This window comes from Alistipes sp., from assembly GCF_048465635.1.
Taxonomy (GTDB): domain Bacteria; phylum Bacteroidota; class Bacteroidia; order Bacteroidales; family Rikenellaceae; genus Alistipes.
In genome coordinates, this window is the sequence record NZ_DBFWLF010000005.1 from 408,014 (window position 1) to 434,062 (window position 26,049).

Consider the following 26,049-nt stretch of genomic DNA (forward strand, 5'->3'; position numbering starts at 1 on the left):
TATGGAAAAGATCTGTATCTCGCAACGAAAGGCGGAAGAAATAAAGGCGGTCTGCGACCAGTTCGGCAACGACCCGGGCGAACTGATCAACATCCTGCACACGGTGCAGGGCAAGCTGGGCTACCTCCCCAAGGAGGTGCAGGAGCTGATCGCCCTCCAGCTGGGCGTACCTGCCTCGCGGGTCTACGGCGTGGTGACCTTCTACTCGTTCTTCACGATGAAACCCAAAGGGAAGTACCCTATCTCGGTCTGCATGGGCACGGCGTGCTACGTGCGCGGCGGAGAGAAGGTGCTCGACGAGTTCCGGCGGCAGCTGAGCATCGACGTGGGGCAGACCACCGTCGACGGCCTCTTCTCGCTCGACTCGCTGCGCTGCGTGGGGGCGTGCGGACTGGCCCCCGTGGTGATGGTCGGCTCGCGCGTCTACGGGCGGCTGAAACCCGCCGACGTGAAGGGCATCATCGACGAGTTCATCGAACAGGAGAAGGAGGCGTAACCGATGAGCAGGCCCGGGGATTACCCCGGGCCTGCTCATTTCTGAGGGAAGAACCGCCTTCGGAACGGCGCAGATGCGTGCGGCATCCGCTGCGCCGTTTGCGAGCCGTCTGCGCGTTACCGCCCCGTCACCCGCAGGTAGCGGGCCAGCGAGGTGCGGTAGGCCGCCCACGCGGCGATCAGGTCGTTGCGGCTCTTGGTGTAGAGCGTCTGGGCATCGAGCAGGTCGCTCAGCGGCGCCGTGCCCGCCTCGTAGAAGCTGCGGTTCTGGCGCAGGTTTTCGGTCGCTGAGGTCACCGAGCGCTGCATGATGCCGATCTGCGCATAGGCCTCCTGCAACTCGCTCCACGTCTTTTCGATCTCCACTTCGAGCATTTCGCGCGCCTGCATCCGTTCGTTCTCGGCCCGCTGCTCCTCGATGCGCGCCTTGCGCAGCGCATGCGCGCCGCCCCACCAGTCGGAGATGGGGACCGACACCTGCGCGAAGACCACGCCATCGTCGACGCCCTTGTCCAACACGTTGTAGTAGAGGTAGCCCGCCCCCACGCCCACGGTCGGCAGGCGCTTGCCGCGCTCGATGCGCTTGCGGTACTTCTGCGCCTCGACGTTCTTCTCGGCGAGCAGGTATTCGGCCCGGCGGTCGAGCGCCTCCTCGGTCGATACATAATAAGTCCCCGGCGCTTCGGGGTTCGCGGCCCCCGCGGCGTCCACGTCGAACCCCCGCAACTCCACGCCGATATGGCGGGCCAGCAGCATCTTCGAGACGCGCAGCCCGTTCTCGACCTTCAGCCGGTCGGAGGCGGTCTCCTGCTGCCGCAGCTCCACGCGCAACAGGTCGTTCGTCGTGACCAGCCCCGCGTCGACCGCGACGGCGACCTGCCGGTGAATCTCCGTCAACTGCCGCTCGACGGCGGCGACGGTCTCCAGCCTATCGCGCAGCGCGACGACCTGCCAGAAGTAGGCGTCGGTCTGCTCGCGGACCTCCGCCTCGCTCTTTTCGAGCTGCAGGCGGCCGACCTCCTCGCCCAGCCGGGCAAGTTTGTTGGCGTTGACGATTTTCAGCCCGGCAAAAACGGGCTGCACGGCGCTGATGCCGCCCACCACGCCGCGCTTCACGACCGAGATCGGGAACTCCAGATCGCCCAGCACCGGGACGCTCATTCCGAAATCGGCCTGCACCACCCCGTGCTGCGCCTGGAAGAGGCCGCCCGTGGCCGAGAGCTGCGGGAAATAGAAGGTGAACGCCTCGCGGCGCGTTTGGCGGGCCGCATCCACCTCGAACCGGGCCGAACGCAGCGTCCGGTTGTGCTCGGCGGCCGCCGTGCGGCACGCTTCAAGCGTATAGGGCTGACCGGCGGCCGGAAGGACGGCGCAGCAGCAGAGCAGCCAGACAAGGGTCTTTTTCATCATCGGTAGATTTTGGAGTAAAGAACCGGAAGCACCGTGACGACCAGCACCAGCGAACCGATGCCGCCGGCGAAGATCGTCGCCCCGACCGGCGCCCAGAACGAACTGCCGCCCAGCATCATCGGCACGACGCCGACGGCGGTGGTCGCCGTGGTGAGGAAAATGGGGACCATGCGGCGTTTGCCCGCGTCGTAGGCCGCCAGCCGGGCCGACCAGCGGCACACCTTGCGCTTGTCCTCGGCGTGCTGATACATCAGGATGACGTTGCGCACGATCATGCCCAGCAGGGTGATGAAACCGAGCACCGAGGTCAGACCGATGGTGAAATCGGCCAGCCGCAGCCCCACGATCGCCCCGAACAGGCAGAGCGACATCGAAGCCATCACCACGAGCGTGATGCCGAACTTGCGGAAGTTGACCAGAATAAAGAAGAAGATGATCACCAGCGAGATGGTCAATCCCGAGGCGATCGGCGGAATGGTCTCCCAGTCGAACTCGAAGGCTCCGCCGCGCTCGGTCTCGACGCCGGCGGGCAGCGCGATCTCGCGTTCGAGCACCTGCTGGATCCGCGACGAGATGCGCATGGCGTTCGCGCCGCGCCTCAGATCGGCCGTAACCGTCATGCAGCGCATGCCGTTGCGGTGGACGATGCGGCTCTCGCTCCAGGCGGGCCGCACGTCGGCAATCTGCCGCAGGGGCACGCTCACCCCCGGCACGGGCGAGGATATATACGTGTCGCCCACGTCCGTCAACGAGCGTTCGCCCCGCCGCGCGTCGTTCTTCAACACCACGGGCAGCCGGTAGTCCCCCTCCCAGACCGACCCCACGGGCACGTCGCCCGCAGCCACGGCCAGGTTGGCGGCGGCCACCGTCCGCGTGACGCCCAGCTGCGCGGCCGTAACGGGATCGAGCCGCACTTCGGCGATCGGACGCGGGTCCTCGTAGTCGGTATGCACCCATCGAAGCTCGGGCATCCGGCGCATGCGGGCCATCAGGGCGTCGGCAGCCGTGCGCAGCGAGTCGATGTCGTCGCCGTAGAAGCGAAATTCGAGCGAAGGAACATTCTGGTAATCGAGCTGCTTGAACTTGACGTACGCCTCCGGGAAGCGGTCGGACCACCCCTCGGAGCAGTCGTCCAGCAGCGCCTCGGTGGCTTCGACCGAGGCGGTATTGACGATGAACTGCGCGTAGTTCTTGCCCGCGATCTGCGGAGCGTAGCTCATCTGGAAGCGGGGCGAGGAGCACCCTACGAACGAGGTGACCGAGAGGACCCGCTCGTCGGCTGAGAGCGCCCGGTAGAGCGAATCGGCCACGGCGGCGGTCTGTTCGAGCGAAGCGTCCTGCCGCAGGTAGATCTCCACGGCGAACTGGTCGCGGTCGGCAAAGGGAACCATGCGCAGCTTGAGGCCCGTGGCCAGCCACAGCGCGGCGACGACCGAGGCGGCGCCCAGCCCCACGGTCAGCCAGCCGTGGCGGAAAGTCCACGCCAGCACGCGACGGTAGCAATCCTGCACGCGCTCGGTAAAAGGCTTGCGCCCCTCCCGCCGTGGGTGGACGACAGGAATGATGAGGATTTCAAGAAACGGAATCACCAGCACGGCCAGCAGCAGCGAGACCATCAGGTTGATGGTGATCGTCCACGGGAAGAAGGTCAGAAAGTCGCGCATCATGCCCTTCATCGTGAAGAGGATCGGGTAGAAGATCATGCAGATGCAGATCGTGGCCAGCAGCAGCGAGGGGAAGAACTCGCGGGCGCTCTCCGCGGCGGCGTACCAGCGCGAATGGCCGCGGCCGAGGTAGTCGAGGTAGCCGTCGATCACCACGATCGAGTTGTCGACAATCATGCCCAGCACCACCACCAGCGCGGCCAGGGTCACCGTGTTGAGCGGAATGCCGCACAAATACATCACCCCGACCGATATAAAAGTCGAGAGGGGGATGGTGATGGCCGCCACCAGCGCCGACCGCCACGGGAAGAGAAGCATCATCACGGCGATGATGATGGCCATGGCGACGAACAGATCGCGCAGGAACGAATGGACCGAGTCGGCGACCACCTTCGCCTGGTCGGCGATCCGCTGCACGCGCACGTCCGCGGGAAGCTCCTTCCGGATGAAGTCGTGCAGCACCTCGTCGACCTCGCGGCCGTACTCCACGATGTTGAACCCCGCGCGCATCTCCATCGAAAGCATCACGCAGCGGTGGCCGTTATTGAGGATGTAGCTGTCCGGATCGTCGTACTCGCGCACCACGCGCGCCACGTCGCCCACCCGCAGCACGTGCCCTGCGGGGTCGCTCCAGATGATCTGTTCGGCCACCTCGCGTTCGCTCGCCAGCGAGGCCGAGAGGTGGATCGGCGTCTCGGTGGCGGGGTTGCTCACCGAGCCGCCCAGCGGGGTCAGCCCCTGCGCGGCCAGCGCCGCGGAGAGCATCTTTTCGCCGATGCCATACGCCGCGAGGCGGTCGCGGTCGACGTAGACCGAGATCTGCTCGTGCTGCACGCCGTAGGGACGCAGGTTCGAGACCGATTCGATCCGCCGCAGGCGGTCGCTCAGCTCGTCGAGCCACTCCTTCAGCTCGCGGTAGGAGCGGGTGTCCGATTCGAGGGTGATCAGCAGCGCCGAAGTATCGCCGAAGTCGTCGTTGGTGACCAGCGCGATTACCCCCTGCGGCAGCTGGGGCTTGAACGCCGCCAGTCCGTGCTTGATCTTCGACCACACCTCGTCCTTGTCGTTCACGTCGTCGTTCAGTTCGACCATCACGTAGCACATGCCGTTCTGCGACGCGGAGGTGGTCTTGGGGCGCTTCACCTCCTTGTAGGTCATCAGGAACTGCTCGAGCGGGCGCGCCAGCTGCTCCTCGACCTCCTCGGCCGTCGCACCCGGGTAGACGCCCACCACGACCCCCTGCCGGATGGTGTACTCGGGGAACTCCTGCTTGGGAATGTGGACCAGCGCATAGATGCCGAAGACGAAGAGCGAGGCCACGAGCAGGAAGACGATGCGGAAATTGCGCATCGACCATGCGATCACGTTGTTCTTCGTATTCATCGCCAGAGGGTCTTGGTTCCTTCGCCGATCTTCTGCATCCCGCCCGTTATGATGCGCTCGCCCGGCTCGACGCCCGCCGTCAACTCGACCCCGTTCCCGGAGAAGCGGCCCACGGAGACGGTCGCCCGCACGGCCGAATCGCCGCGCACGATCCACACGTAGCGGCTTCCGTCACCGGCCTGCTGCACGGCGCGCACCGGCACGACGATCTGCTCAATGGCTCCCTCAGGCGTCACGACCACACGGCAGACCATGCCCGGGAGCAGTTCGCCCGCGGCATTGGCGACGGTGGCCCGAACGTCATAGGTGTGCGAGGCGGGGTTGGCCACCGCGCCCTTCTCGATCTTCGCGGCGGAGAACGTCCGGTCGGCAAGGGCCGGAACAGTCAGCTGCACGCGGCTGTCCGCACCGATGGCGGCGATCTCCTGCTCGGGAACCGGGAAGCGTACCTTGACCTTTTCGATGCGCAGCAGCGTCATCACCGGAACGCCCGGCAGCACGGTCTCCCCGGCCGAGGCGCGCCGCACACCGACTACGCCCGTGAAAGGTGCACGAAGCGTGCAGTCTTTCAGGTTCTTGCGGGCGATCTCCGCGGCGGCCTCGGCCTGCCGCAGGCGGGTTTGCGCCTCGACCCACTGGATTTCGGGGAGCGTCTTGGCGTCGTGGAGTTTTTGCAGGCGGCCGCAGGCATCGCGGGCCTGTTCGAGCGCCGCTTCGGCGGCCTCGAAGGTCTGCCGTGCGGAGGTCGGGTCCAGCTCGGCCAGCAACTCTCCCTGCCGCACGCGCTGCCCCTCGTCGGCGCAGGTGCGCGCCACGGTCCCCGGAACGGGGAAGCTCAGCGCGGCCGACGCCTCCTCTTCGATCGTTCCGACGTAGACGGCCTCGCTCACGGCGGCCGAAGGAGCGGCCAAGAGGGTCTCCACCCGCACCGGATCGACCGTTCGGTCCGTATTGCGGGAAGCGCAGCCGCCGGCAAGGAGCAGGGCGGTCCAGATAATCGTTCGTTTCATGCGATTCGCTGTTTGTTTTCGGTACAAAGTTGCCGCTTTGCAAGGGTCGAAAAAAGGCCGCCGCGTCGGTAGAGTTCTTCTTTTGGTTCGATTTCGGACTTTCCGGCGAAAAATCGGCGGCAAATTGGTATATTTGTCCGAAATAAAGCTGGAAAAATGAACGAAACGGAAATTCAGAGCCACTCGCTCTCCACGCTGCTCGACCGGCTGGGCCGCCGCGAGGAGGACTTCTATTACGATGGCTGCCTGATCGCTTCGCGTGTGGACCTGGAGGACGAACGAAGCATCGACCTGTTCCGCTACCCCACCCGTTTGAACGCGATCGCCATCATTTTTTGTTCGAAAGGTTCGATCACCTTCACCGCCGGACTGCAGCGCCACACGCTGCGCGAAAGGACCCTCTTCGTCCACCTGCCCGGCTCGATCCTGCAGGTGGAGTCCGTTCAGCAGGAGGCATCGGTCTACGCCGTCCTGTGCGAGGAGGAGTTCATCCGCCGCATCAACATCGACTTCAAACTGCTTACGCAACTGTTTCTGGCCGTGGAGAAGCACCCCTGCCTGCCGATGAGCGCCGCGGAGTGGGAGGGGGTCCGGCGTTCGTTCGCCGAGATCGCCGCCGAGGGCACGCCGCTGCCGGCGGACGACTATTCGCACGAGATTCTGCGCTCGGTCATCCGCACGCTGGCCTACAAGGTGTGCCGCATCGTCGAACGGCATCTGGAATCGGCGCCCGCGGCCGAAACCACCGCGCGCAGCCGCAGCGAGGAGTATTTCAGCGAGTTCATGCGCGTCCTGTCGAAGCATTACATGCAGCACCGCGCCGTGGGGTTCTACGCCGAAGCGCTCCACCTGACACCCAAGTACCTCACAACGATCATCCGCCGAACCTCGGGCCGCACGGCTACGGAGTGGATCGACGACTACGTGGTGCTCGAGGCGAAGAACCTGCTGAAATATTCGACCAGGAGCATTCAGGAGATCGCCTACTGCCTCAACTTTCCCAACCAGTCGTTCTTCGGCAAGTATTTCCGCAACCACACGGGCATGACCCCCACGGCCTATCGGGTCCGAAAATAGCACACAGAGCCGCCGGCCGCACCGCCGCTCCTGTAAACGGTTCTTATTAAGGCCGATTGGGACTGCCGGAGGCCGGCCCGGGGAGCGTGGCCCCGTATTTGCGGAAGCGATTGGAGCCGCCGACGGCTGAACAGAAAGAACTTCGAACCATTCAAACGTGCAGAAAGATGCGAATTAGTACATTTCTCCTGCTGCTGACAGGCAGCACGGCCTCGTTGTACACGGCGAAGGCCCAGACTGCCGACAGCCTTTCCCAAGCGAAAGTCCACCCCATCGGCGAGGTGGTCGTGACCGGCACGCGTCACCAAACCGACATCCGCCACATGCCGATGACCGTCTCGGTGGTCGGCCGCAAAAAGATCGAGAGCGGATTTCAGCCCTCGCTGCTGCCGACGCTCACCGAACAGGTCCCGGGCCTTTTCGTCACCGGGCGCGGCGTGATGGGCTACGGCGTCTCGACGGGAGCTGCGGGCGGCATGACGCTGCGCGGCGTGGGCAACAGCCCGACCACGGGGCTGCTGGTGCTGATCGACGGCCACCCGCAGTACATGGGCCTGATGGGCCACCCGATCGCCGACGCCTACCAGTCGATGCTGGCCGACCGGGTGGAGGTGGTGCGCGGCCCGGCGTCGGTGCTCTACGGCTCCAACGCCATGGGCGGGGTCATTAACATCGTCACGCGCAAGATGGCCCAGGACGGGGTGAAAACCGATCTGCGGGCCGGCTACGGCTCCTACAACACGCTCGAGACCGAACTTACGAACCGCATCCGGTCCGGACGCTTCACCAGCACGGTCACCGGCTCCTACAACCGCACGGACGGCCACCGCGCCGACATGGGTTTCGAGCAGTACGGCGGTTACGCCAAACTGGGTTATCAGCTCTCCGGTGCGTGGGACCTCTATGCCGACGTGAACCTGACGCACTTCAACGCCTCGAACCCCGGTCCCGTGACGGCTCCCATCCTCGACAACGACTCGCGCATCACACGCGGCATGACTTCGTTCGCGCTTCGGAACGACTACGGCAGCGCCTCCGGAGCGCTGAGCTTCTTCTACAACTGGGGACGCCACAAGATCAACGACGGCTACTCGCCCGGCAAGGAGCCGCTCGACTACCGCTTCAACTCGCGCGACGAGATGCTCGGCGTGTCGTGGTACGAGAGTTTCCAGCTCTTCCGGGGCAACCGTCTGACCGTGGGCGTCGACTACCAGCACTTCGGCGGCAGGGCGTGGAACACCTTCACGAACGGCGATCCCGACAAGACCACGGCCGACAAGTCGCTCGACGAGGTGGCCGGGTACGTCGATTTCCGACAGAGCCTGACCCACTGGCTGACGCTCGACGCCGGGCTGCGCCTCGACCACCAGTCGCACGCGGGCACGGAGTGGGTTCCGCAGGGCGGCCTGTCGTTCCTGCTGCCCCACAACGCGCAGATCAAGGCGATGGTGAGCAAGGGTTTCCGCTTCCCGACCATCCGCGAAATGTATATGTTCCCGCCCCAGAACCCCGACCTGAAGCCCGAGAAATTGATGAACTACGAACTGTCGTTTTCGCAGCAGCTGCTGCGCGGCGCGCTCACCTACGGGGTGAACCTCTTCTACATCGACGGCGACAACATCATCCAGACCGTCCCGGTCGACGGACGCCCGAAAAACATCAACACGGGGCGCATCGAAAACTTCGGCGTCGAGGCCGAATTCGCGTGGCGCATCACGCGGGCGTGGTCCCTCTCGGCCAATTACAGCTACCTCCACATGGAATACCCGGTCGTCGCGGCTCCCGAGCACAAGCTCTACGCCGGAGCCGCCTACGTGCACGGCCGCTGGAACGTCTCGACCGGATTCCAGTACGTGCGCGGGCTCTACACCTCGCTCAAGCCCCAGACACAGGACAACTTCCTGTTGTGGAACGCCCGCGCGAGCTTCCGCGCGGCCAAGTGGATCGATCTCTGGGTGCGCGGCGAGAACCTGCTGGCGCAGCGGTACGAGATCAACGCCGGATTCCCCATGCCGAAAGCGACGGTGATCGGCGGCTTCAACCTCAATTTCTGACCGCCGTGTACCGTTTGCTTCGCACGCTCGGCCTGGTTCTGCTGCTCGGCGCGGCCGCAAACGGCTACGCCCACTCGGGCAAGGCCCGTTTCCACGCGATCATCGACACGGACGGGGCGGCCGACGACCTGCGCGCGCTCTGCCTGATGCTGGGCAACCGCGAGATCGAGGTGCTGGCCGTCACGACCTCGGAAGGGGCGCTCACGCCCGCCGAAGCGGCCGCAAAAACGGCGGCGCTGCTCGGTTCGTTCCACCACGAGGGCGTGCCGGTCGGCGCAGGACGCGCCGTCGAAGCCCCTGCCCCGCCCTGGCGCGCTCACTCCGAAGCGGTGGATTGGGGCGACGGAACACCCGCCCGCACCGGCTTTCCGGCGGCGAACACGCTGATCGCCCGCACGATCGACGAGGAAGAGGAGCGGATCGTCTTCGTGGCGCTCGGTGCGCTGACCAACCTCGACGAGGTGCTGCAGGCGCGGCCCGAGCTGGCGGAGCGCATCCAACGGGTCGTCTGGTACAACACGCAGGCGGAGCCCCTCGCCGGCCCCAACTACGCCACCGACAGTCTGGCGGCCCGCCGGGTGCTCGCAAGCGGCGTCGACGTGGCAATTATCTCGGCCAACCCGGAATGTCCCATCGCCGTGACGCCCCAACTGCTCGATTCTCTCGCAGCCGTTCCGACCCGCTATGCCCGCCGGATCGCGTCGACGCACCGCACGGAGCCGCTCGCCCGGCTGGTCGGAGAGCGCCATTTGCAGGCGTGGGACGATCTGGTGGCCGTCTACCTCTTCGCACCCGAGCTGTTCCGCGTGCAAGAGGTCTCACCGAGCGTGCAGGCATGCACCCTGAACGGTCCCGACGCGGCGGCGCAGGCCGAAGGCGTTCTGATGTCCATCCTGCGCGGCAAACCCGACAGCGAGAGCCGCGTCTTCTACGGGTTCCCCGTCGCAGAAGGGCTATACGCCGAGGACGTGGCTCCGATCGTCGCACAGGCGATCGAGCGGCACGGCCCGAGCGAGTGGCGCGCCGCCGTGCTGACCAACGAGCTGCACGGACATCTGGGCATCTACGCCACGATCGGGGTCAAGATGGGCATCCGCGCCCGCGAATATTTCAATATCGGGGTCGATGATATTCGGGTTACGAGCTATGCGGGGCTGACGCCTCCCGTAAGCTGCATGAACGACGGGCTGCAGGTCGGAACCGGCGCCTCCGTCGGGCACGGGCTGATCTCGGTGGCCGACGAGAAGCCCGTAAGGCCCGAAGCGCGTTTCAGTTTCAAGGGAAAGACCATCCGCCTGCGGCTCAAACCCGCGTACGCGGCGCGCATCCGCGACGACGTGCGGCAGGGCGTAGCGCTCTACGGCGATCTGACCGAACCCTACTGGCAGTATATCCGCGCGCTGGCGCTTCGGTACTGGCTCGAATTTGACCGGCACGCGATCTTCGACCTCGAGGTCGAAACCGACCCGGCGACGGGTTCGGGTTGCCTTTCGGACAACTCGGCGCGGTAATTTTCCAGCAGATAGCCGGACGACGGCTCCCTGTCGGTCGGACGAATCGGCAGGGCTTCTTCCAGCCGGCAGGGACGGCTCCTTATCGCCCGGACAGTTCGGCGAGGTAATCTTCCAGCGGATAGCGCCGCGGCAGGTGCAGCTTCCGGCGGATTTTCGTGCGGCGCGAATAGAGGCTGTTCACGTTCTCGTGGCGGTGCAGCAGGCGGATGCAGTTGAACGAAAAGCCGAAGCGGAGCATGCAGAGCATGTCCAGCTCGTACTCGGTCAGGGTCGGATGCCGCTCGCGGAGCCGCACGACCAGTCCGTCGCAGCGGCGGTTCACCGCATATTGCAGCAACACAAACAGCGACCTCTCGTCGCCCAGCGCTCGGGCGGAGCGGTTGAAATCGTCGAGAAAACGGCGGGAGTTGCACGTGTGATAAGAGCTGTCCATCAACTGATTCCACACTTTCAAAAGAGATTCTGCCGCAGCGAGCAGAGCATCTTCATCGTTCGGTGAGCAGGCCGTGAGAATCGGTTCCGCATCGGGCGGACGCAGGGGCGCGACCGACGCCTCCGCTTCGGGTGTCCGCGCGGTGCTATCCGGGCAACGCATCCTCAGCAAGCTCGCATACGCCCGGATCGTCTTAGAATGCCGCCTCAGACGGCGCACCGTTCGCAGCAGGCTGATAAGCGGCAGGGAAAAACCCACAACCATACACGTACCGGCAAAAGTCGGGCAATCCGTCCGGCACGCAACTTGACACGACACCGTTGCCACTAAAAAGTAAGCCGTAATTTTTTTCATTATGCTGATAAAAAATCAGCACGGTCACCTATAAACTTCTTTCAAGGACGCCATCCTTATATAGGGAATATAGGTGAGCCGTGCTGATAATACACGGCCTCGACCTATTTATTCTCCTATATTTTTTTCTTATCGGGCTGTTTTGAAAGAAAGAATAAATAGCTTAAGGCTATTAAATATGTAGGGTCAAATAGTCCTTTTCGTCTTTTTTATGGCTTTTTGTTTTCGCAAAGGTAGCAATAATTTCGGCAAACCATATAATATTTAGAAACAATTATCGTATAAATTCAATAAAAAGCTTTAAATATATTTATTTACAAGAAGATACCACTTGCAAAAAAACCAACAATATACAATATAATATACAAACATATTACACTGTCCGGTCACTGTCGGCGATCGCTGCGGCTCTCGCAGCCCGATAACGACACACTTGTGCTCAAATGAGATATTTAACGACCGGGCTTAGATCCCTTTTAAAAAAGGGTTTTCCATCTGTCGTACCTTTCGCCTGCAATATTGCAAAAAACTTAAATTCTTGTTTTTATGTATGTTACAGACCATCAGAAGATGCGCATCAGACTTGCGCAGGTAATCGACGAGATTCTTTTCGAACAGGGCAACGCGAGCCGCTGCCACAAATGGGTCTACGAGCGGTACGCGCGCTACGTACTGGGAGTAAGCTACGACACCTACCTCAGCTACCTGCACCAGCCGACGGATGCGACGATTCCCGATCGCATCGTGGAACTGTTCCGGGCCGCCAAGGTGCGGCTCGACGAGAACCGGCGCTGACGCCAGCTCCGGACGGGGACGCAGGGAGGAGAAGCCGTTTTCGCTTTCGATGAGAGGAAAACCCGGAGAAACGGTTGATTTCCGGAAAATAATTCTTATCTTTGCGGACCCGAGGAGAGATGCAGGAGTGGTTGAACTGGCCCGCCTGGAAAGCGAGTAAACCCCAAAAGGGTTTCAGGGGTTCGAATCCCCTTCTCTCCGCAAGTCCGACAACCTTACGATACGCACGATAGATCCGCGGTCGTGCGTATTTTCGGTTGCGGTTCTATGACCCGAAGAGCCGCGAATCGTTCGCGGCTCTTCGGGTCATGCTTTGGGCTATCTCTTTTTCTTCAGCAGCTCGGGGTCGATCTTTCCGAGGATCTTCAGGCCGATCGCCGGACGCTCCGTTTCAAAAACCTGGGGTTCAACGCGAGGCGTGGCCGACGGAACGGGGGCTGTCTCCGCCATGTCGGGCACGGGGTTCGGTCGTTCGACGTTTTCACCCTCGTAATCGTAACTGCCCGATCTCGCATCGTCCGAAAGGTCGATCACGTCCCGAACGTCATCCCGCTCGGTGACGGATTTCACGTTCCAGGCCTGGATACCACTATACCGGAAACTGATAAAGCACTCGACCTGCAAGGTTTCGTCCCGACCGAGAATCATATTATTGACCACCGGCACGAAATACGCTTCCAGTCCGCATTCGAGCTGGATCGTACCCTTTCGGTTATTCTCCATGTGGGTGATGACTCCCTTCACTTTGCGCAGCGGAGTTTTGCTGGGCATGAAGTTGAAGAAAGGCGGACGGCCGCTCAGGTCCTTGTGGCTAATTATCGACCGCATGCCGGTATCCCGGCCGAGCCACTCGAAGCTATGGTAATCGTTGCTGGTGACCTGCCTGCACTCCGCGAGGAAGCGGCGGCTTTCGTTGACATTGTATCGATTGAAACTATCGCCGGCACAGATTGCGTTGCAGGCGTTGAGCACATAGAGGTAGTAGGCCGCCTCGGCTTTCGACAGACCGCTGCACTGTTCGTACCATCGCTGTATCTTGGCGATGGCGACCTCGAACGAAACGACGTCCTTGGAATAACGCACCAGACGCATCCAGTCCTTGATATGCCCCACGTTGTCCGGCTGGTCGGTGATGTTCTTTTCGACCTCCCGGACCAGCGCTGCGTTCTCCGTCCTGTTCAGCCGTCCCCAGGCCAGATGCAGCTTGCTCCGGTCATCCACCTTGCTCAACAAATTCGAATAGACAAACAGCTTGCGATAATAGGGACGCATCGTTGCGTTGGCCATCTCGGCCAGGCGTCCGAAAATATCGATCGATTTCGAATAGTCTCCGATCAGTTCGTAAATCCGCCCCTCCGCACTGCGGATCATCTGGCGGTTTTTCTGGGAAGCGCCCTTCGAATCGAGGCTCGTCGACTCCTCGACGATGTATTTCGCTTCATCGAGCAGTTCGAACATTTTTTCGAACTGTCGGGAATACCACCAGTTCTCCTTATCAGCCAGAAAATCCTCCTTCGAGGGATTCCCCTGCACGTAACGTCCGAAATCCAGTACGTCGAGCAGCATTCCGATCGCAGCGGTGTGGACATAGAGGTTGCGCGCGTAGACAGAACGGCTTTTATTGAAGTATTCGGTAAAAGCCACCTCCGTGAGGTCCTGAATCTGCATTTCGATATCCGGATTGGCCTGACGGAACTCTTCATCCGTCTTGTAGCGCTCGATCAGGAAACTGATACGCCGCTTGCGGCACATGCCGCCCAGATGCCAAAGAATATAGTCGTTGCTTCCCGACCTTAAAGCGTACTCGATCTGTTCGGCCGCACGGTCGTAATCGGGAATGTCGTTGGCCATTTCGTAGAGAAAGCGCGCCCAATGCCCCCGGAAATGGTGGTTTTCCGGATAGTGTTTGACAAGCGTCTCCAACACGGCGGATTGTCCAGCCACGTCCCGGATATCGTCGATGATTCGGGCAAACCGTTTCTTCTCGTCCGCCTCGAGCAAATCCTCATTGTTCCGCTCCAGGAAAAGGCTGCGCAAAAGTCCTTCGATTTCATCGGTCAAAATAGGATTGTTTTCCTTGCAGCACTCGATATATTTCACGGCCCAGTCGGAGAGCAAACTCATCCAGTCGTCCGCGGTCGACGCGTCGGGAACCTTCCCCGTAAGGCCGATCCTGAGAATTTCCAGCGCGAAACGGTTATAGCGCGGACGCCAGTATTCGGTCGGCCCTTTCCTGTCGTATTCCTGCGTAAGCAGCTTGCGCAGGTACTCTTCCTCGGGCGAGCTTTCCAGATCGTGACTCAAACCCTTGGCGGAAAAGAGGCTGCGCAACATCACTTCGGAGACCGGTTTTTGCGTATAATAATATTGCAGAGCCGCAAAGATCGCAAAATCACGCTGCTTGTTAGCAGTTCGGTTGACATAGGAATTCGGCAGGCGGTCGAGATAAGTGTGGATATAATTTCCGAGCGCCTGCGCATTGTATGCCATCTCATTGGCACTCAGTGCGAAATCGATCACCTCGCACTGGGTAGGATTGTGCGCGGCAAGGGCGGCGATATTTTTCGGATTGAGCGCGATTTTCTGAAATTTCTCAATAAAACGGAGCTGCTCCTGAGTGTCCTCCATTCCGGCCCTCAACAGATGGTCCGCACCTTTATGAACGGCATGTTTAACGTAGAGAAACAGGATGCGCTTGGCAGCCTGATTGGATTTGCGAATCAGTTCGTAAAGCTCATTCTGATTCACATTGGACGCTTCGACCACGGCCAAAATCGTTTTCTGCGTCCGTGCCGCAAAGTCGTGAAGCAGCGTCAGCGTACGCTCCTTGAACCGGCAATGCCGGGTGATGATAACCGTCGGGAATTCATCGTGAAAATTCAGCGCGATACGGCGCGCCAGCGTCGAACCGCCCGCACCGGCGTGATGCATGAGTACGAACGGCTCGGATTCGCGGATGTTCCGAAGTTTCGTCCCGATTTCCTGAATCAATTTGCTGGTAATACTGCGTCGCACGTCGCGTTCCATCGAGAGATCCTTCCAGGAAATGCGGTCGCCCGTATAGAAATTGTGCTCCGGCTGCGTTTCCTCTTCCCGCTCGATACCGATATAAATCGGTTCCACGCCTGCGTCGCAACACTGCGCATAGATCGGACTGATATCCACCGGACAGTCCGTCTCTTCAACCCGCCCCGGAACCTGCAGGCAGCTTACCGGCGGGCCGGCGGCCGCAACGATCTGTTCGAATCCGGCCACCATTTCGTTGATCGAGATGCGGCAGTACGAACACACGGAGGCGTAAGCACTCGCCTGTTCCTTCAGTTGCAGCAATCTTTCATCGTCGGAGCTGGTCAAGACATAATGAATCAAATCGGGACTGATCCGTTCGGTGATCTTTTCCAGGAAGAACCGCGTGAAAATCGCATCGTCCCATAGGAAAACCACGACCGTTCGCCGGGTCCGTTGGGAAAAATACTTCGCAAGCACCTGTTCGATGAAGTGTGGATAACCGGGCTGCGGGCTTCGCCACTGCATCTCGCCTTCGGTCACTGTGTTCTCGACATTGCGCAGTCCGTTGGCCATCACCCAGTTGGTAATAAAGTTATTGTTGCTCACCAACAGGTCGTTCCGCTGCTGGATAGTTATGGTGCGGATTTCTCGGCTGCGGTCATTCTGCCCGGCAGCACAGAGCAGACCGTTCGTTTTCGAATCGGGATTGAAATCGAACACCAGTCCCCAGATATCGTTTGCGATATTTTCCAATTGCATCCGGGTACAGTTGCGAATCGACGGCGGTGCGATGAGCAGATAGTCGTTCTGTGGCGAGAAATCGCGGCACACACATTTAAACTCCTGCCAGGGAGAGTTCTCAGCCGGCGCCTGTGCCGGCTGCCGTTCGTCGAGCAGTTCGGACAACTCCCGCGGCATGCGGGCCTGCAACACCTGATCGTAGAGCCATCGGATCACCTCGCGATACTGGCTCCTGCACAAGGTGACATCGGCGGGCGTTATCGTTTTATTCACCTTCCGGGGATCATGCGATGCGCTGTTTCCGCCGTAGCGTATATCTTCGAGCCGATGACAGACCGGCTGCCTGATTCCCCGCTGCACGAGCAGATCAATCAGCTCCCGCAGACTCGTATGCTGATTGATCAGGCGGATAGCCTCGCTCTGCTCGGAATTTTTCAGGATGTAAATGCGACAGATCGCTTCGCATCCTTTGCGCAGGTTGGTGAGCGCATCTTCGTACCGAGCATGTTCGATATGATCGTAGGCCGCCGTAGTATAGTCGCGGAACTTTTTCAGCCGCTCTTCGAGTTGGTTCATGATAAAAGATTTAGAAATGTTTTTTCAGTTGCAAGCCCTTGAATTCGAGCCTGACCTTTCCCATCGTCTGTTCGGGCTGCCGGTTGGTGAAATACTCCTCCTCCAGAAAGCGGCCTTCGGGCGTATCCCGGTAAAGGCATCTCGAGAAACCATAAAACGTATTGTCCAACGTAACTTCGCATCCGCGTTTGCCGTGTTTTCCCTGCCAGTGATAGCATAACAGGTAATCGTCTCCCATCGCATCGCAGACAAAACCGTGGGTGATGCTTTCGGATTTTCCCCGGCTGGAGTAGCTGTATATCTGCATGCAGTCCATTTGCTGCCTGATTTCGATCACGAAGCGATGCGGGTTTCCCTCCCCATTGCGGTCGATGGTTCCCTCCCAGCGTCCCCTCAGGTCGGGCGCCAGTCCCAGCGCGTTCCGCACATGTTTCCATTGCATCAACCGCGTATGCCATCCATGCAAGTTCATCCACCACCACACAGCCAGGAGTGGCATCGTGATAAAACTGTAATTGAGAAACACCTGGAGCATATAATCCGCATGACCGATTATAAAAAGCAGCAGCCAGGCACTCAATAAGGCGATCAGCACCGCTCCCAGGATAATCAACCACGTGTTGATCCGCAATTCTTTCATCTTTCCGTCCGTTTGTATCTGTCTTTGCAACCACTAAGACGATTGTGCGATATAAAGTTAGTAAATTTTCCGAATTGATTCACCCATGCGGCCAACCAATCGTTATTCTATATGGTTTGTTTTATACGGCTAACAGCCACCGTCTGGACCCACTGACACAAAAAAAGGGGGATTCCGAAGAATCTCCCACACTCTCACACCGGCAACCCTTACTTGTTGCAGCAGGCTTTTTCGCACTCGGCTTTCTCCTGGCAGCAGGATTTCGTCGAATCGGCCTTTTCGCAGCAGGACGAATCGCTCTTCTCGCAGCAGCAGGAGGTCGAGTCGCACTTCTCGGTGCACTCCGTGCAGGCCGAAGCCTCGGTCGTGGCAGCCTCGGCAGCGTCGGCCTCCGAAGCCTTCTTCGTCGTGTTACCGCCGCAGCTTACCATAGCCACCGCAGCCAGCACGATTACGAAAGAGAAAATCTTCTTCATAACTTTAAACGTTTAGAAATTAGTGTTCTTGAACGCCGCAAAGTTATATAATCGGTAGAATTATGCAAGAAAAAAAATAAGAAATCTCGAAAACCCGCGCCTCAGCGCAGCAGGTCGGTCACCGAGAGGTCCTCGTTCTTGAGAAACGCCTTGGGAAAAGTCGCGGAGACCTTGCCTTTCAGGATAATAGCCTCCTCGGCGGTCAAGCAGTTGCCGACCGTGACCTTGAAATAGGGATTTTCGTAGACCATGTAGACCCTTACCCCCGGGTAGTTCTCCTCGAAGAGCGACTTGGCCGCCACGGCTCCGGCGCGGGCGTCCTGCCCGTTGTCGAAGAAGATGCAGACCCGGTAGCCGCGGAAACGCAGGCGCGATCCGCTCCGCACGGCACGCTCGACGGCCTGCGCGGCATCGCCGTATTCGCTCACCACCACGCGCGCATCGCCGGTCATCCACTCCCCGGCAAGGGGTTCGGCCAACCGCTGCTTGAACGCATCGAGCGACTGGGCTTCGAGCGGCAGCGCCGCCGCGGTCAGCAGCAGACAGAATACGGTATGGAGCAGAAGAGTGCGCATCACTTCAGGTAATTAGTGACGTCTTGCAACGTCAGCCCAAAGATATTCAAAAATTCCGACAACGAAACCCTGTCGCGCGAAATTTTTACGGGAACCGGACCTCCGCGCCCCTCGAGGGCATAGGAGACGCTCACCTGCCCGATCTCTCCCGCCTGCACCTTGCGCGTGAGGGCGTAAAGCGCCAGCGGGTCCGAGATTTTCAGCCGCCACAGCGTCCCGACGCTTCCGACCGTATGCCGCTCCACCTCGACCCGCTCCCGCAGCGAGAGCGTGGCGGCCCGGCTGTCGCCGTAGAAAAGATCGGCCCGCACCTCGTCCAGCACCAGCCTGTACCCCGTGTCGTTCCTCACGCGCAGTACCACCTCCGCGCCCGTGAGGCCCTGCCGTTCGATGCGTTCGACCGCCTCGACGCGAATGTTGTTCTTCGCCTTTTCGACCGCCTTGCGGCACGAGGTCGCCGTCAGCGCGACTACGGCGAGCAGCGCGCAGCAGACCATCCTGCCGACCCGTTTTCTTTCGTACATTTTCATCGTTCACCGATATATAGTTGGGCAATGCCGAAACTCTGGCTCCGGGCGCGGCAATGCGTGAATCCCGCCTCACGCATCATGTCAAGGAAGCGCTCAGGCGCGGGGAACTCTCCGACCGAGGCAGGGAGGTAGTCATAGGCCCGCCGGTCGCGCGAAACGGCTCCGCCGATGCGGGGCAGAACCCGGTAGGTGTACCACTCGTAAAGCGCCCGGAACACCCGGTTGCGGGGCCGCGAGAACTCCAGAATAACGACCGCGCCCCCCGGTCTTATTGTGCGGGCCAGTTCGCGCAGCCCGGCATCCAGATCGCCGAAGTTCCGCACGCCGAAGGCGACCGTCGCAACGTCGATCGAAGCGTCCCCGGTCGGCAGATGCTCGGCATCGCCCGCCCGCAGCGCGATGCGCTTCTCCAGCCCGCGGGCCGCGACCTTGCGGCGCGCCACGGCGAGCATCCCCTCGGAGATGTCCACGGCGGTCACCTCCGCCGCGGGGATCCGGCTGGCCAGCTGGATGGCCAGATCGCCCGTGCCGGTGGCCACGTCCAGGATGCGGCGGGGCGCATACGCCCGCACGGCCTTTACTGCGCGATGCCGCCACAGGCGGTCGATATTCATCGAAAGCGTGTGGTTCAACAGGTCGTAGCGGGGCGCAATATTGTCGAACATTTCGCGGACCTGCGCCTTCTTGGTCCGCTCGGTATCGTAAGGTTTTACCATCATTCGTATCGGATCGCTTCGTCGGGTTTCACGGTAGAGACGATCCCGGCCGGGATGACCAGCAGCGCCGCGATCGTAAGCAGGAAGCCCGCATTGAGCGCCAGCCACCACCCCCAGCCCAGCGCCACGGGCACTTCGGAGAGCAGATAGCCCTCCGAGCTGAGTTTCACCGCGTGCGTCGTGAGCTGGAGGAAGCACAGCGCCAGCCCCGCGAGGTTGCCCCACACCAGCCCGCGCAGGGCGACGAACCCGGCCCGGTAGAGGAAGATACGGCGCAGCTCCCCGTTGCGCATGCCCAGCGCCTTCAGCAGACCGATCATCCGCGTGCGCTCCATCACCAGGATCAGCAGCGCCGTGGCCATGTTGAAGAAGGCCACTACCAGCATGATGACCAGCACCACGGCGGCGTTGACATCGTGCGCCCGCAGCCAGTCGAAGATGTTGGGATAACGCTCCCCGATACTGCTGACCGCGAGATTCACTGTCTCTTCCGAATCGTCGTACATGAGCGCCCGGTCCAGCTCGCGGGCGAAGCGGCCGGCTGCGGAGAGGTCGTCGGTGGATATTTCGTAGCCCGAAACCTCGTCCGCCGTCCACTCCGAAAGGCGCTGCACGTTCCTCAGATCGGTCATCACCACCGCATTGTCCATCTCGTCCATGCCCGAGGAGTAGATGCCGGCCACCTTGAAGCGGTCGCGGCGCGGCAACTGGCCTGCCTCGACGAAGAGCATCTCCACCTTGTCGCCCACGCCCAGCGTCAGCCGCTCGGCCAGGTTGCGCGAGATCAGAATGTCCTTCGTGCGGACCGTATCGCCCACGCGGGGCAGCCCGCCGTCGACGAGCCACTCGCGGAAAAAGCGCCAGTCGTAGGCGCTGTCCACCCCTTTCAGCACGATCCCCTCCACGGCGTCGGCCGTGCGGACGATCCCGCCCCTCACGGCGTAGGGAGCCATCGAGACGAAGCCGGGCGTCGCACGGATCAGCCCCTCCAGCCGCTCGGAGCGGCGGACGGGGGCGGCGTCCAGCGCATTCGCACCGCGAATGTCCGTCACCGACACATGGGCCGCGAAAGCGGTCATCTTGCGCGTCACTTCGCGCTTGAAACCCATCATCACCGCCAGCGCGAGGATCATCACCGCCACGCTCAGCGCCACCGACACCACGGCGATACGCTCCATCACGCCGGGTTTGTTCCCGGGACCGGAACGGGCCATGCGGCGCGCGAGGAAAAAGGGCAGATTCACGGAGGACGTTTTTGCGGAAATTTTATGCAAAGAAACACAATATTTTCGTAATTTTGCCCGAAACAAAGGCACTTTTATGAAAAAACAGGCACTCATCACAGGAGCCACCTCGGGCATCGGACGCGCCGCGGCGCTGCGGCTGGCGGCCGCGGGGTACGACATCATTGCCACGGGCCGCCGGGCCGAGCGGCTCGCGGAGCTGCGACAGGCGGTCGAAGCTGCCGGGGGATGTTGCACGACGCTTTGTTTCGACGTGCGGAGCGAGGCGGAGGTGCGCCGCTTCCTGGAGCCGGTCGAGCGGGTGGACCTGCTCCTCAACAACGCCGGGCTGGCGGCCGGACTGGAGCATATCGACCGGGGCGACACGGCCGACTGGGACGCCATGATCGATACCAACGTCAAGGGGCTGCTCTACGTGACGCGCGTCATCACACCCAAAATGGTGGCTGCGGGCGGCGGCCACGTCATCAACATCGGCTCGATCGCGGGGACGGAACCCTATGAGAACGGGGCGGTCTACTGCGCCTCGAAGCACGCCGTGCACGCCATCTCGCAGGCGATGCGCGCCGACCTGCTCGCGGCGGGGATCAAGGTTACGGAGATCCGGCCGGGGATGGTCGAAACGGAGTTTTCGGAGGTGCGCTTCCACGGCGACCGGGAGCGTGCAAAACACGTTTACGACGGCGTTACCCCCCTGAGCGGCGAGGATATTGCAGAGGCGATCGTATGGGCGGCGCAGCTGCCGGCCCACATGAACGTGAACGACATGGTGCTGATGCCCGCGCAGCAGGCGGGGGCGTATTATACGTGGAGGAAAGCGTAACCGGAACCAGTTCTGCAAGCGACGCATTTTTCCGCTGACGACCGCTGCTCTCGCCGCCTGCGGCGGCGTATATGATTCTGACCCCTCCCCAAACCCCTCCCTCGGGAGGGGCTTAAAAGCCTGGGAGGCGGGCAGGGAAACGGCAAAAGCGGCTACCCCGAACTGCGGCAACAGGCGAGCGCAATCGCTTGCTTCTTGCGAGCCGCCACCGCAACCACTCCCTCAATGGGCTTAAAAGCCCGGACGAAGGGCAGGGAAACGGCGAAAACGACTACCGCAAACTGCGGCAACAAGTGAGCGCAATCGCTTGCAGATTGCCAAGCCGTCACCGCGACCCCTCCTTCAAAGGGCTTAAAAGCCGGGGGAGGCAGCCATACTATAACCCGGGCAGGTAGTTACCGTACCGCCACGAACATAAAGCAGAAAACGAAGAATACAATAAAAAACTACGGATATGACACACACCCTTCTCGCCCTGCTTCAGGCAGGCGCCTACGCAGAACCCGTCGCAGCGCGATACGACGCCGCGACGATGGGCATGTTCCTGCTGATCATCGTGATCGGCATCGCCGGCTACGTCGTGCAGGCGCGGCTGCAATCGGTCTTCAAGAAGTACTCCAAAGTCCCCTTCCCGGGCGGGCTGACGGGCGCGGAGGTGGCCGAAAAGATGCTGCGCGACAATAACATCCACAATGTCAAGGTCACGCACGTGAACGGCCACCTGACCGACCACTTCAATCCGCAGACGATGACCGTCAACCTCAGCGATGCGGTCTACGCGTCGAACAGCGTCGCCGCAGCGGCCGTCGCGGCCCACGAGTGCGGCCACGCCGTGCAGCACGCCCGCGGCTACGCCCCGCTGGCGCTCCGCTCGCAGCTGGTTCCCGTCGTGCAGTTCGCCTCCTCGGCCGCCACGTGGGTCATCATCCTCGGGCTGGTAATCCTCGCCACCACGCAGAACGAACTGTTGTGCTGGATCGGCGTGGGGATGATCGCCCTGTCGGCGGTCTTCTCACTGGTAACCCTTCCGGTGGAGTACAACGCCTCGAACCGCGCCATGGAGTGGCTCGAAAGCAGCCGCACGATGCAGGGCGCACAGCTCGTTCAGGCGCGGCAGGCCCTCTCGTGGGCGGCCCGCACCTACCTGGTGGCGGCACTCAGCGCCGTGGCGTCGGTACTCTACTATGTCTTCCTGATTCTCGGTCGGCGCGACTGATGGACAACACCCCCCAGGACTACACCCACCAAAGCTGGATCGCGGTCACGGCGCTCGTCGCGCTGCTGGTGGCCGTCAGTTTCATCCCTCCGCAGAGCGTCGGCGGGGTGAAGCTACGCCGCGCCAACATCCTTTCCGATCTGTTGGCGTTCGACGATGCGGCGGAGCGGAGCGACGAACCGGAACTCTTCGACGCGGCCGATTTTCAGGTCGATATGGCGGCCGTCACCCAGCAGATCGAGGCCGATACCGCTCCGCGCAGCGTGGAGACCACTTTCGCGTGGTCGCTGCGCGAGGGGGAGGTTCCCGCGCGGAGGGTCGTTCCCGATTCGGTCGCGCTGAACCCCACCCTGACGCCGATCGAGGACTTCAGCCCCGACGGCCGCATGGCGGCTTTCTGCGATACGCTGCTGCGCGCCCGGCGCCCCGTGCGGATCGCCTTTCTGGGCGACTCGTTCGTCGAGGGCGACATCCTCACGGCCGACCTGCGCGAAAAGCTGCAGTCCGCCTACGGAGGCGGCGGTGCGGGCTTCGCCCCGATGGCTTCGCCGCTGACGGCGTTCCGCCGCACGGTCAAAACCCAGTCCCGGGGCTGGACCTCCTACAACATCATGCAGCGCAGGGCCGCCCCGGGCGCCCTGCGCGAGCACTTCTTCGTCTCGGGCTGGATCTGCCAGCCCGCACCGGGCGCTTCGACGCGCTGGGAGGCCACCGACTACCGCCGGCGGCTGGGCGATTGCACCGCGGCGCGCATCTTCTTCATCTCCCCGCGCGACAGCCGCATCGAGGTGATCCTCAACGACACGCTGCAGCGCGAATTCGCCGTGGCGGGCGATCCGTCCGTGAGGCAGGCGGTCATCGAGGCTCCGCGCATCCGGTCGGTGGATTTCAAGGTGGTGTCGGGAGTCGAGGGCTTCATCGGCTACGGAGCGGTGCTGGAGGGCGACGGCGTGGTGGTGGACAACTATTCGGTGCGCAGCAACAACGGGCAGGCGATGTTCTGGACCAATCCGTCGGTCAATGCGCAGATTCATGCACTGACAGGGTACGATCTGGTGGTGCTGCAATACGGTCTGAACATCATGCAGTCGGGCGTGAAGAACTACGCGGGCTATGCGGAACAGATCGAGAAGATGGTGGCTTTCGTGCGCGAATGCTTCCCCGGCGCGGCGGTGCTGGTGCTGGGCGTGAGCGACCGGTCGGTGAAGACCGACGCGGGTTTCGAGCCGATGGACGCCATCCCTGCGATGACGGCCTGCCAGCGGGAGGCCGCCGAGCGGTCCGGGGCGGCATTCTGGCCCACGTGCACGGCCATGCGCGCGCTGGGCGGCATGGAGCGTTTCGTCGCCGACGGCTGGGCTGGCAAGGATTTCACCCACATCAACTACGCCGGAGGCCGCCGCGTGGCTTGGTCGCTCGTCGATGCCATCAACGCGGGCGTGCGGAGCGTCTGCGAGCGCCAACGGCTCGACTCGCTGCGCCTCCGCATGCAGCAGGGCGTACTCGACTCGCTGCAAAGCGAAAAAATCCGCCGCGACCTGCTCACGGACACCGGACCGGAAACCCCCAACCTCCCGCGGCTATGATCCCGGCAGCGGAAGGCATCGGGCAGAAGCTGCAGGCGCTGCTCACCTACGACAGCACTTCGCCGCTGATCTTCAGCAGCGGGCTGTTTCTCTTCCTCTTCGCCGGCTTCCTGCTCGTTTACAGCGCATTCCGACGCGCTCCGACGGCCCGCATCGTCTACGTCATCCTCTTCTCGCTCTACTTCTATTACAAGTCGAGCGGCATCTACTTCCTGTTGCTGCTCTTCGCCGCCGCCAGCGATTACTGGATCGCGCGGGGCATCTACCTGGCCCGCTTCGCGTGGCTCAGGCGGACACTGGTCGCGCTGAGTGTGGCGGTCAATCTGGGCATGCTGGGCTACTTCAAGTACACCAATTTCCTGGTCGACATCTCCAACCAGCTCTTCGGGCAGGGGTTCCTCCAGTTTCAGAACATCTTCCTGCCCGTCGGCATCTCGTTCTTCGTCTTCCAGTCGATGAGCTACACGATCGACATCTACCGGCGGCAGCTCACGCCCCTCGACAACTGGACGGATTACCTGTTCTACCTCTCGTTCTTCCCGCAGCTGGTCGCAGGTCCCATTGTCCGGGCCCGCGACTTCATCCCCCAAATCCGGCAGAACCCGGTGGTCATTACCCGCGACATGTTCGGCATGGGGGTCTTTCTGATCCTCACGGGTCTCTTCAAAAAGGCGATCATTTCGGACTATATCTCGCTCAACTTCGTCGACCGCATCTTCGACGAACCGCTGCTCTACTCGGGTTTCGAGTGTCTCGCGGGCATCTACGGCTATGCGCTGCAAATCTACTGCGACTTTTCGGGCTACTCCGACATGGCCATCGGCATCGCCCTGCTGCTCGGGTTCCGTTTTCCGAAGAACTTCGACGCGCCCTACAAGTCGGCCACTATCACCGAGTTCTGGCGGCGGTGGCACATCTCGCTCTCGACCTGGCTGCGCGACTACCTCTACATTTCGCTGGGCGGCAACCGCAAGGGGCGGCTCAGAACCTACGGCAACCTGCTGCTGACGATGCTTTTAGGCGGGTTATGGCACGGCGCGGCGATGCGGTTCATCCTCTGGGGAGCGCTGCACGGCGTGGCGCTGGCGCTGCACAAGCTCTGGCTGCGGGTCGTACCCGGGGCCAAGGCGACCGGACGCGAAATGCACGTCTGGAGCCGTGCGCTGGGCATCTTCTTCACCTTCAACCTCGTCTGCCTGGGGTGGCTGATGTTCCGCGCCGAGTCGATGCAGACCGTGACGCTGATGCTCCATCAGATCTTCTACAACTTCAATGCGCCGCTCATCCCGCAGGTGGTAGCGGGCTACGCGGGGGTCTTTGCGCTGATCGCGGCAGGTTATCTGCTCCACCTCATGCCCGGGCGCGTCGACGCAGCGGCGCAGCGGCTGGTGGTCCACGCGCCGATGGTCCTGCAAATCGTGATGGCCGCCGCGATGATCTGGCTCGTCATGCAGATCAAGTCGAGCGAGATACAGCCGTTTATATACTTCCAATTTTGAGATGTTGGATAACGACCGCTTTGCAAACCGGAATGCTTGCCTCGCCGCCTTTGGCGTCGTTTACAAGCCTGACCCCACCCCAAACCCCTCCCTCGGGAGGGGCTTCGATGCTATCGGTAATAAAAGCTTGTTTCAGGGTGGATCAAACACTTGCTTTGCAACCCGGAATGCCGACCTCGCCGCCTTTGGCGTCGTTTACAAGTCTGACCCTCCCCTAAGTCCCCTCCGA

The 26,049-nt window shown here is 61.7% G+C and carries 20 protein-coding genes and 1 tRNA gene; 10 read left to right on the forward strand and 11 right to left on the reverse strand.

Features of this window, described 5'->3' with window-relative positions:
- Position 1 precedes the first annotated feature (1 nt).
- On the forward strand, positions 2 to 496 hold the full coding sequence (nuoE, locus tag ACMO9O_RS02765; RefSeq protein WP_418982089.1) for an NADH-quinone oxidoreductase subunit NuoE: 495 nt from the start codon (positions 2 to 4) through the stop codon (positions 494 to 496).
- A 116-nt stretch (positions 497 to 612) separates the two neighbouring features.
- Here nuoE and ACMO9O_RS02770 read toward each other — a convergent pair whose 3' ends face one another.
- Genes ACMO9O_RS02770 through ACMO9O_RS02780 form a run of 3 tightly spaced genes read right to left on the reverse strand, consistent with a single transcriptional unit; the run spans position 613 to position 5,962 of the window.
- Positions 613 to 1,902 carry a TolC family protein gene (locus ACMO9O_RS02770; RefSeq protein ID WP_418982090.1) on the reverse strand — a complete coding sequence of 430 codons (1,290 nt, stop codon included), beginning with the start codon at positions 1,900 to 1,902 and terminating at the stop codon, positions 613 to 615.
- Positions 1,902 to 4,952 (reverse strand): efflux RND transporter permease subunit, encoded by a 3,051-nt coding sequence (locus tag ACMO9O_RS02775; RefSeq protein WP_418982091.1) that lies wholly within the window; start codon positions 4,950 to 4,952, stop codon positions 1,902 to 1,904. Before ACMO9O_RS02775 ends, ACMO9O_RS02770 begins: the two co-directional genes overlap by 1 nt.
- Complete coding sequence (locus ACMO9O_RS02780; protein ID WP_418982092.1) at positions 4,949 to 5,962, reverse strand: efflux RND transporter periplasmic adaptor subunit; 1,014 nt, start codon at positions 5,960 to 5,962, stop codon at positions 4,949 to 4,951. Before ACMO9O_RS02780 ends, ACMO9O_RS02775 begins: the two co-directional genes overlap by 4 nt.
- Before the next feature lie 156 nt (positions 5,963 to 6,118).
- Between ACMO9O_RS02780 and ACMO9O_RS02785 the strand changes: the two genes are divergently transcribed.
- The 3 genes from ACMO9O_RS02785 to ACMO9O_RS02795 all read left to right on the forward strand — a co-directional run bounded on the left by ACMO9O_RS02785 (position 6,119) and on the right by ACMO9O_RS02795 (position 10,604).
- Positions 6,119 to 7,039 (forward strand): helix-turn-helix domain-containing protein, encoded by a 921-nt coding sequence (locus tag ACMO9O_RS02785; RefSeq protein WP_418982093.1) that lies wholly within the window; start codon positions 6,119 to 6,121, stop codon positions 7,037 to 7,039.
- A gap of 167 nt (positions 7,040 to 7,206) precedes the next feature.
- Entirely contained in the window at positions 7,207 to 9,093 is a 1,887-nt protein-coding gene (locus ACMO9O_RS02790) for a TonB-dependent receptor plug domain-containing protein (RefSeq protein ID WP_418982094.1), read from the forward strand.
- Between the two features lie 5 nt (positions 9,094 to 9,098).
- Positions 9,099 to 10,604: a nucleoside hydrolase gene (locus ACMO9O_RS02795; RefSeq protein WP_418982095.1), complete on the forward strand. Its 1,506-nt coding sequence runs from the start codon at positions 9,099 to 9,101 to the stop codon at positions 10,602 to 10,604.
- Positions 10,605 to 10,686: 82 nt separating this feature from the next.
- On the opposite strand, the gene ACMO9O_RS02800 is transcribed toward ACMO9O_RS02795, so the two are convergent.
- Positions 10,687 to 11,040 carry a hypothetical protein gene (locus tag ACMO9O_RS02800; RefSeq protein WP_418982096.1) on the reverse strand — a complete coding sequence of 118 codons (354 nt, stop codon included), beginning with the start codon at positions 11,038 to 11,040 and terminating at the stop codon, positions 10,687 to 10,689.
- Between the two features lie 900 nt (positions 11,041 to 11,940).
- On the opposite strand from ACMO9O_RS02800, the gene ACMO9O_RS02805 reads away from it, so the two are divergent.
- Together ACMO9O_RS02805 and ACMO9O_RS02810 are read left to right on the forward strand one after the other, a co-directional pair.
- Positions 11,941 to 12,189, forward strand: coding sequence for a hypothetical protein (locus ACMO9O_RS02805; RefSeq protein WP_418982097.1), 249 nt, complete (start codon positions 11,941 to 11,943; stop codon positions 12,187 to 12,189).
- A gap of 113 nt (positions 12,190 to 12,302) precedes the next feature.
- A tRNA-Ser gene (locus tag ACMO9O_RS02810) sits at positions 12,303 to 12,390 on the forward strand.
- 117 nt (positions 12,391 to 12,507) lie between these two features.
- Here the strand turns inward: ACMO9O_RS02810 and ACMO9O_RS02815 are convergent.
- The 7 genes from ACMO9O_RS02815 to ACMO9O_RS02845 form a co-directional block, all read right to left on the reverse strand.
- Entirely contained in the window at positions 12,508 to 16,515 is a 4,008-nt protein-coding gene (locus ACMO9O_RS02815; protein ID WP_418982098.1) for a hypothetical protein, read from the reverse strand.
- A gap of 10 nt (positions 16,516 to 16,525) precedes the next feature.
- The gene (locus ACMO9O_RS02820; RefSeq protein WP_418982099.1) at positions 16,526 to 17,155 is read right to left on the reverse strand and encodes a hypothetical protein; all 630 of its coding nucleotides are present in this window, start codon (positions 17,153 to 17,155) and stop codon (positions 16,526 to 16,528) included.
- A 209-nt stretch (positions 17,156 to 17,364) separates the two neighbouring features.
- On the reverse strand, positions 17,365 to 17,631 hold the full coding sequence (locus ACMO9O_RS02825) for a hypothetical protein (protein ID WP_418982100.1): 267 nt from the start codon (positions 17,629 to 17,631) through the stop codon (positions 17,365 to 17,367).
- A gap of 101 nt (positions 17,632 to 17,732) precedes the next feature.
- The gene (locus ACMO9O_RS02830) at positions 17,733 to 18,206 is read right to left on the reverse strand and encodes a hypothetical protein (protein ID WP_418982101.1); all 474 of its coding nucleotides are present in this window, start codon (positions 18,204 to 18,206) and stop codon (positions 17,733 to 17,735) included.
- The gene (locus ACMO9O_RS02835; RefSeq protein WP_418982102.1) at positions 18,206 to 18,736 is read right to left on the reverse strand and encodes a hypothetical protein; all 531 of its coding nucleotides are present in this window, start codon (positions 18,734 to 18,736) and stop codon (positions 18,206 to 18,208) included. Before ACMO9O_RS02835 ends, ACMO9O_RS02830 begins: the two co-directional genes overlap by 1 nt.
- Entirely contained in the window at positions 18,733 to 19,455 is a 723-nt protein-coding gene (gene ubiE, locus ACMO9O_RS02840; RefSeq protein ID WP_418982103.1) for a bifunctional demethylmenaquinone methyltransferase/2-methoxy-6-polyprenyl-1,4-benzoquinol methylase UbiE, read from the reverse strand. Before ubiE ends, ACMO9O_RS02835 begins: the two co-directional genes overlap by 4 nt.
- Complete coding sequence (locus ACMO9O_RS02845; RefSeq protein ID WP_418982104.1) at positions 19,452 to 20,696, reverse strand: ABC transporter permease; 1,245 nt, start codon at positions 20,694 to 20,696, stop codon at positions 19,452 to 19,454. Before ACMO9O_RS02845 ends, ubiE begins: the two co-directional genes overlap by 4 nt.
- 76 nt (positions 20,697 to 20,772) lie before the next feature.
- On the opposite strand from ACMO9O_RS02845, the gene ACMO9O_RS02850 reads away from it, so the two are divergent.
- The 4 genes from ACMO9O_RS02850 (at position 20,773) to ACMO9O_RS02865 (ending at position 25,820) form a co-directional block, all read left to right on the forward strand.
- Positions 20,773 to 21,519, forward strand: a complete 747-nt coding sequence (locus ACMO9O_RS02850) for an SDR family NAD(P)-dependent oxidoreductase (RefSeq protein WP_418982105.1) — start codon at positions 20,773 to 20,775, stop codon at positions 21,517 to 21,519.
- Positions 21,520 to 21,973: 454 nt separating this feature from the next.
- Positions 21,974 to 22,735, forward strand: coding sequence for a zinc metallopeptidase (locus ACMO9O_RS02855; RefSeq protein WP_418982106.1), 762 nt, complete (start codon positions 21,974 to 21,976; stop codon positions 22,733 to 22,735).
- Positions 22,735 to 24,321 (forward strand): hypothetical protein, encoded by a 1,587-nt coding sequence (locus ACMO9O_RS02860; RefSeq protein ID WP_418982107.1) that lies wholly within the window; start codon positions 22,735 to 22,737, stop codon positions 24,319 to 24,321. Before ACMO9O_RS02855 ends, ACMO9O_RS02860 begins: the two co-directional genes overlap by 1 nt.
- Entirely contained in the window at positions 24,318 to 25,820 is a 1,503-nt protein-coding gene (locus tag ACMO9O_RS02865) for an MBOAT family O-acyltransferase (protein WP_418982108.1), read from the forward strand. The genes ACMO9O_RS02860 and ACMO9O_RS02865 overlap by 4 nt, the downstream gene beginning before the upstream one ends.
- Positions 25,821 to 26,049: the final 229 nt, after the last annotated feature.

Excerpts from the sequence above, each read along its gene's own strand:
- ACMO9O_RS02850 (WP_418982105.1), top strand. The coding sequence starts at position 20,773 with ATGAAAAAACAGGCACTCATCACAGGAGCCACCTCGGGCATCGGACGC.
- ACMO9O_RS02830 (WP_418982101.1), bottom strand. The coding sequence starts at position 18,206 with ATGCGCACTCTTCTGCTCCATACCGTATTCTGTCTGCTGCTGACCGCG.
- ACMO9O_RS02775 (WP_418982091.1), bottom strand. The coding sequence starts at position 4,952 with ATGAATACGAAGAACAACGTGATCGCATGGTCGATGCGCAATTTCCGC.
- ACMO9O_RS02815 (WP_418982098.1), bottom strand. The coding sequence starts at position 16,515 with ATGAACCAACTCGAAGAGCGGCTGAAAAAGTTCCGCGACTATACTACG.
- ACMO9O_RS02770 (WP_418982090.1), bottom strand. The coding sequence starts at position 1,902 with ATGAAAAAGACCCTTGTCTGGCTGCTCTGCTGCTGCGCCGTCCTTCCG.
- ACMO9O_RS02865 (WP_418982108.1), top strand. The coding sequence starts at position 24,318 with ATGATCCCGGCAGCGGAAGGCATCGGGCAGAAGCTGCAGGCGCTGCTC.
- nuoE (WP_418982089.1), top strand. The coding sequence starts at position 2 with ATGGAAAAGATCTGTATCTCGCAACGAAAGGCGGAAGAAATAAAGGCG.
- ACMO9O_RS02825 (WP_418982100.1), bottom strand. The coding sequence starts at position 17,631 with ATGAAGAAGATTTTCTCTTTCGTAATCGTGCTGGCTGCGGTGGCTATG.
- ACMO9O_RS02805 (WP_418982097.1), top strand. The coding sequence starts at position 11,941 with ATGTATGTTACAGACCATCAGAAGATGCGCATCAGACTTGCGCAGGTA.
- ACMO9O_RS02785 (WP_418982093.1), top strand. The coding sequence starts at position 6,119 with ATGAACGAAACGGAAATTCAGAGCCACTCGCTCTCCACGCTGCTCGAC.
- ACMO9O_RS02855 (WP_418982106.1), top strand. The coding sequence starts at position 21,974 with ATGACACACACCCTTCTCGCCCTGCTTCAGGCAGGCGCCTACGCAGAA.
- ACMO9O_RS02780 (WP_418982092.1), bottom strand. The coding sequence starts at position 5,962 with ATGAAACGAACGATTATCTGGACCGCCCTGCTCCTTGCCGGCGGCTGC.
- ubiE (WP_418982103.1), bottom strand. The coding sequence starts at position 19,455 with ATGATGGTAAAACCTTACGATACCGAGCGGACCAAGAAGGCGCAGGTC.
- ACMO9O_RS02800 (WP_418982096.1), bottom strand. The coding sequence starts at position 11,040 with ATGGACAGCTCTTATCACACGTGCAACTCCCGCCGTTTTCTCGACGAT.
- ACMO9O_RS02860 (WP_418982107.1), top strand. The coding sequence starts at position 22,735 with ATGGACAACACCCCCCAGGACTACACCCACCAAAGCTGGATCGCGGTC.
- ACMO9O_RS02835 (WP_418982102.1), bottom strand. The coding sequence starts at position 18,736 with ATGAAAATGTACGAAAGAAAACGGGTCGGCAGGATGGTCTGCTGCGCG.
- ACMO9O_RS02790 (WP_418982094.1), top strand. The coding sequence starts at position 7,207 with ATGCGAATTAGTACATTTCTCCTGCTGCTGACAGGCAGCACGGCCTCG.
- ACMO9O_RS02820 (WP_418982099.1), bottom strand. The coding sequence starts at position 17,155 with ATGAAAGAATTGCGGATCAACACGTGGTTGATTATCCTGGGAGCGGTG.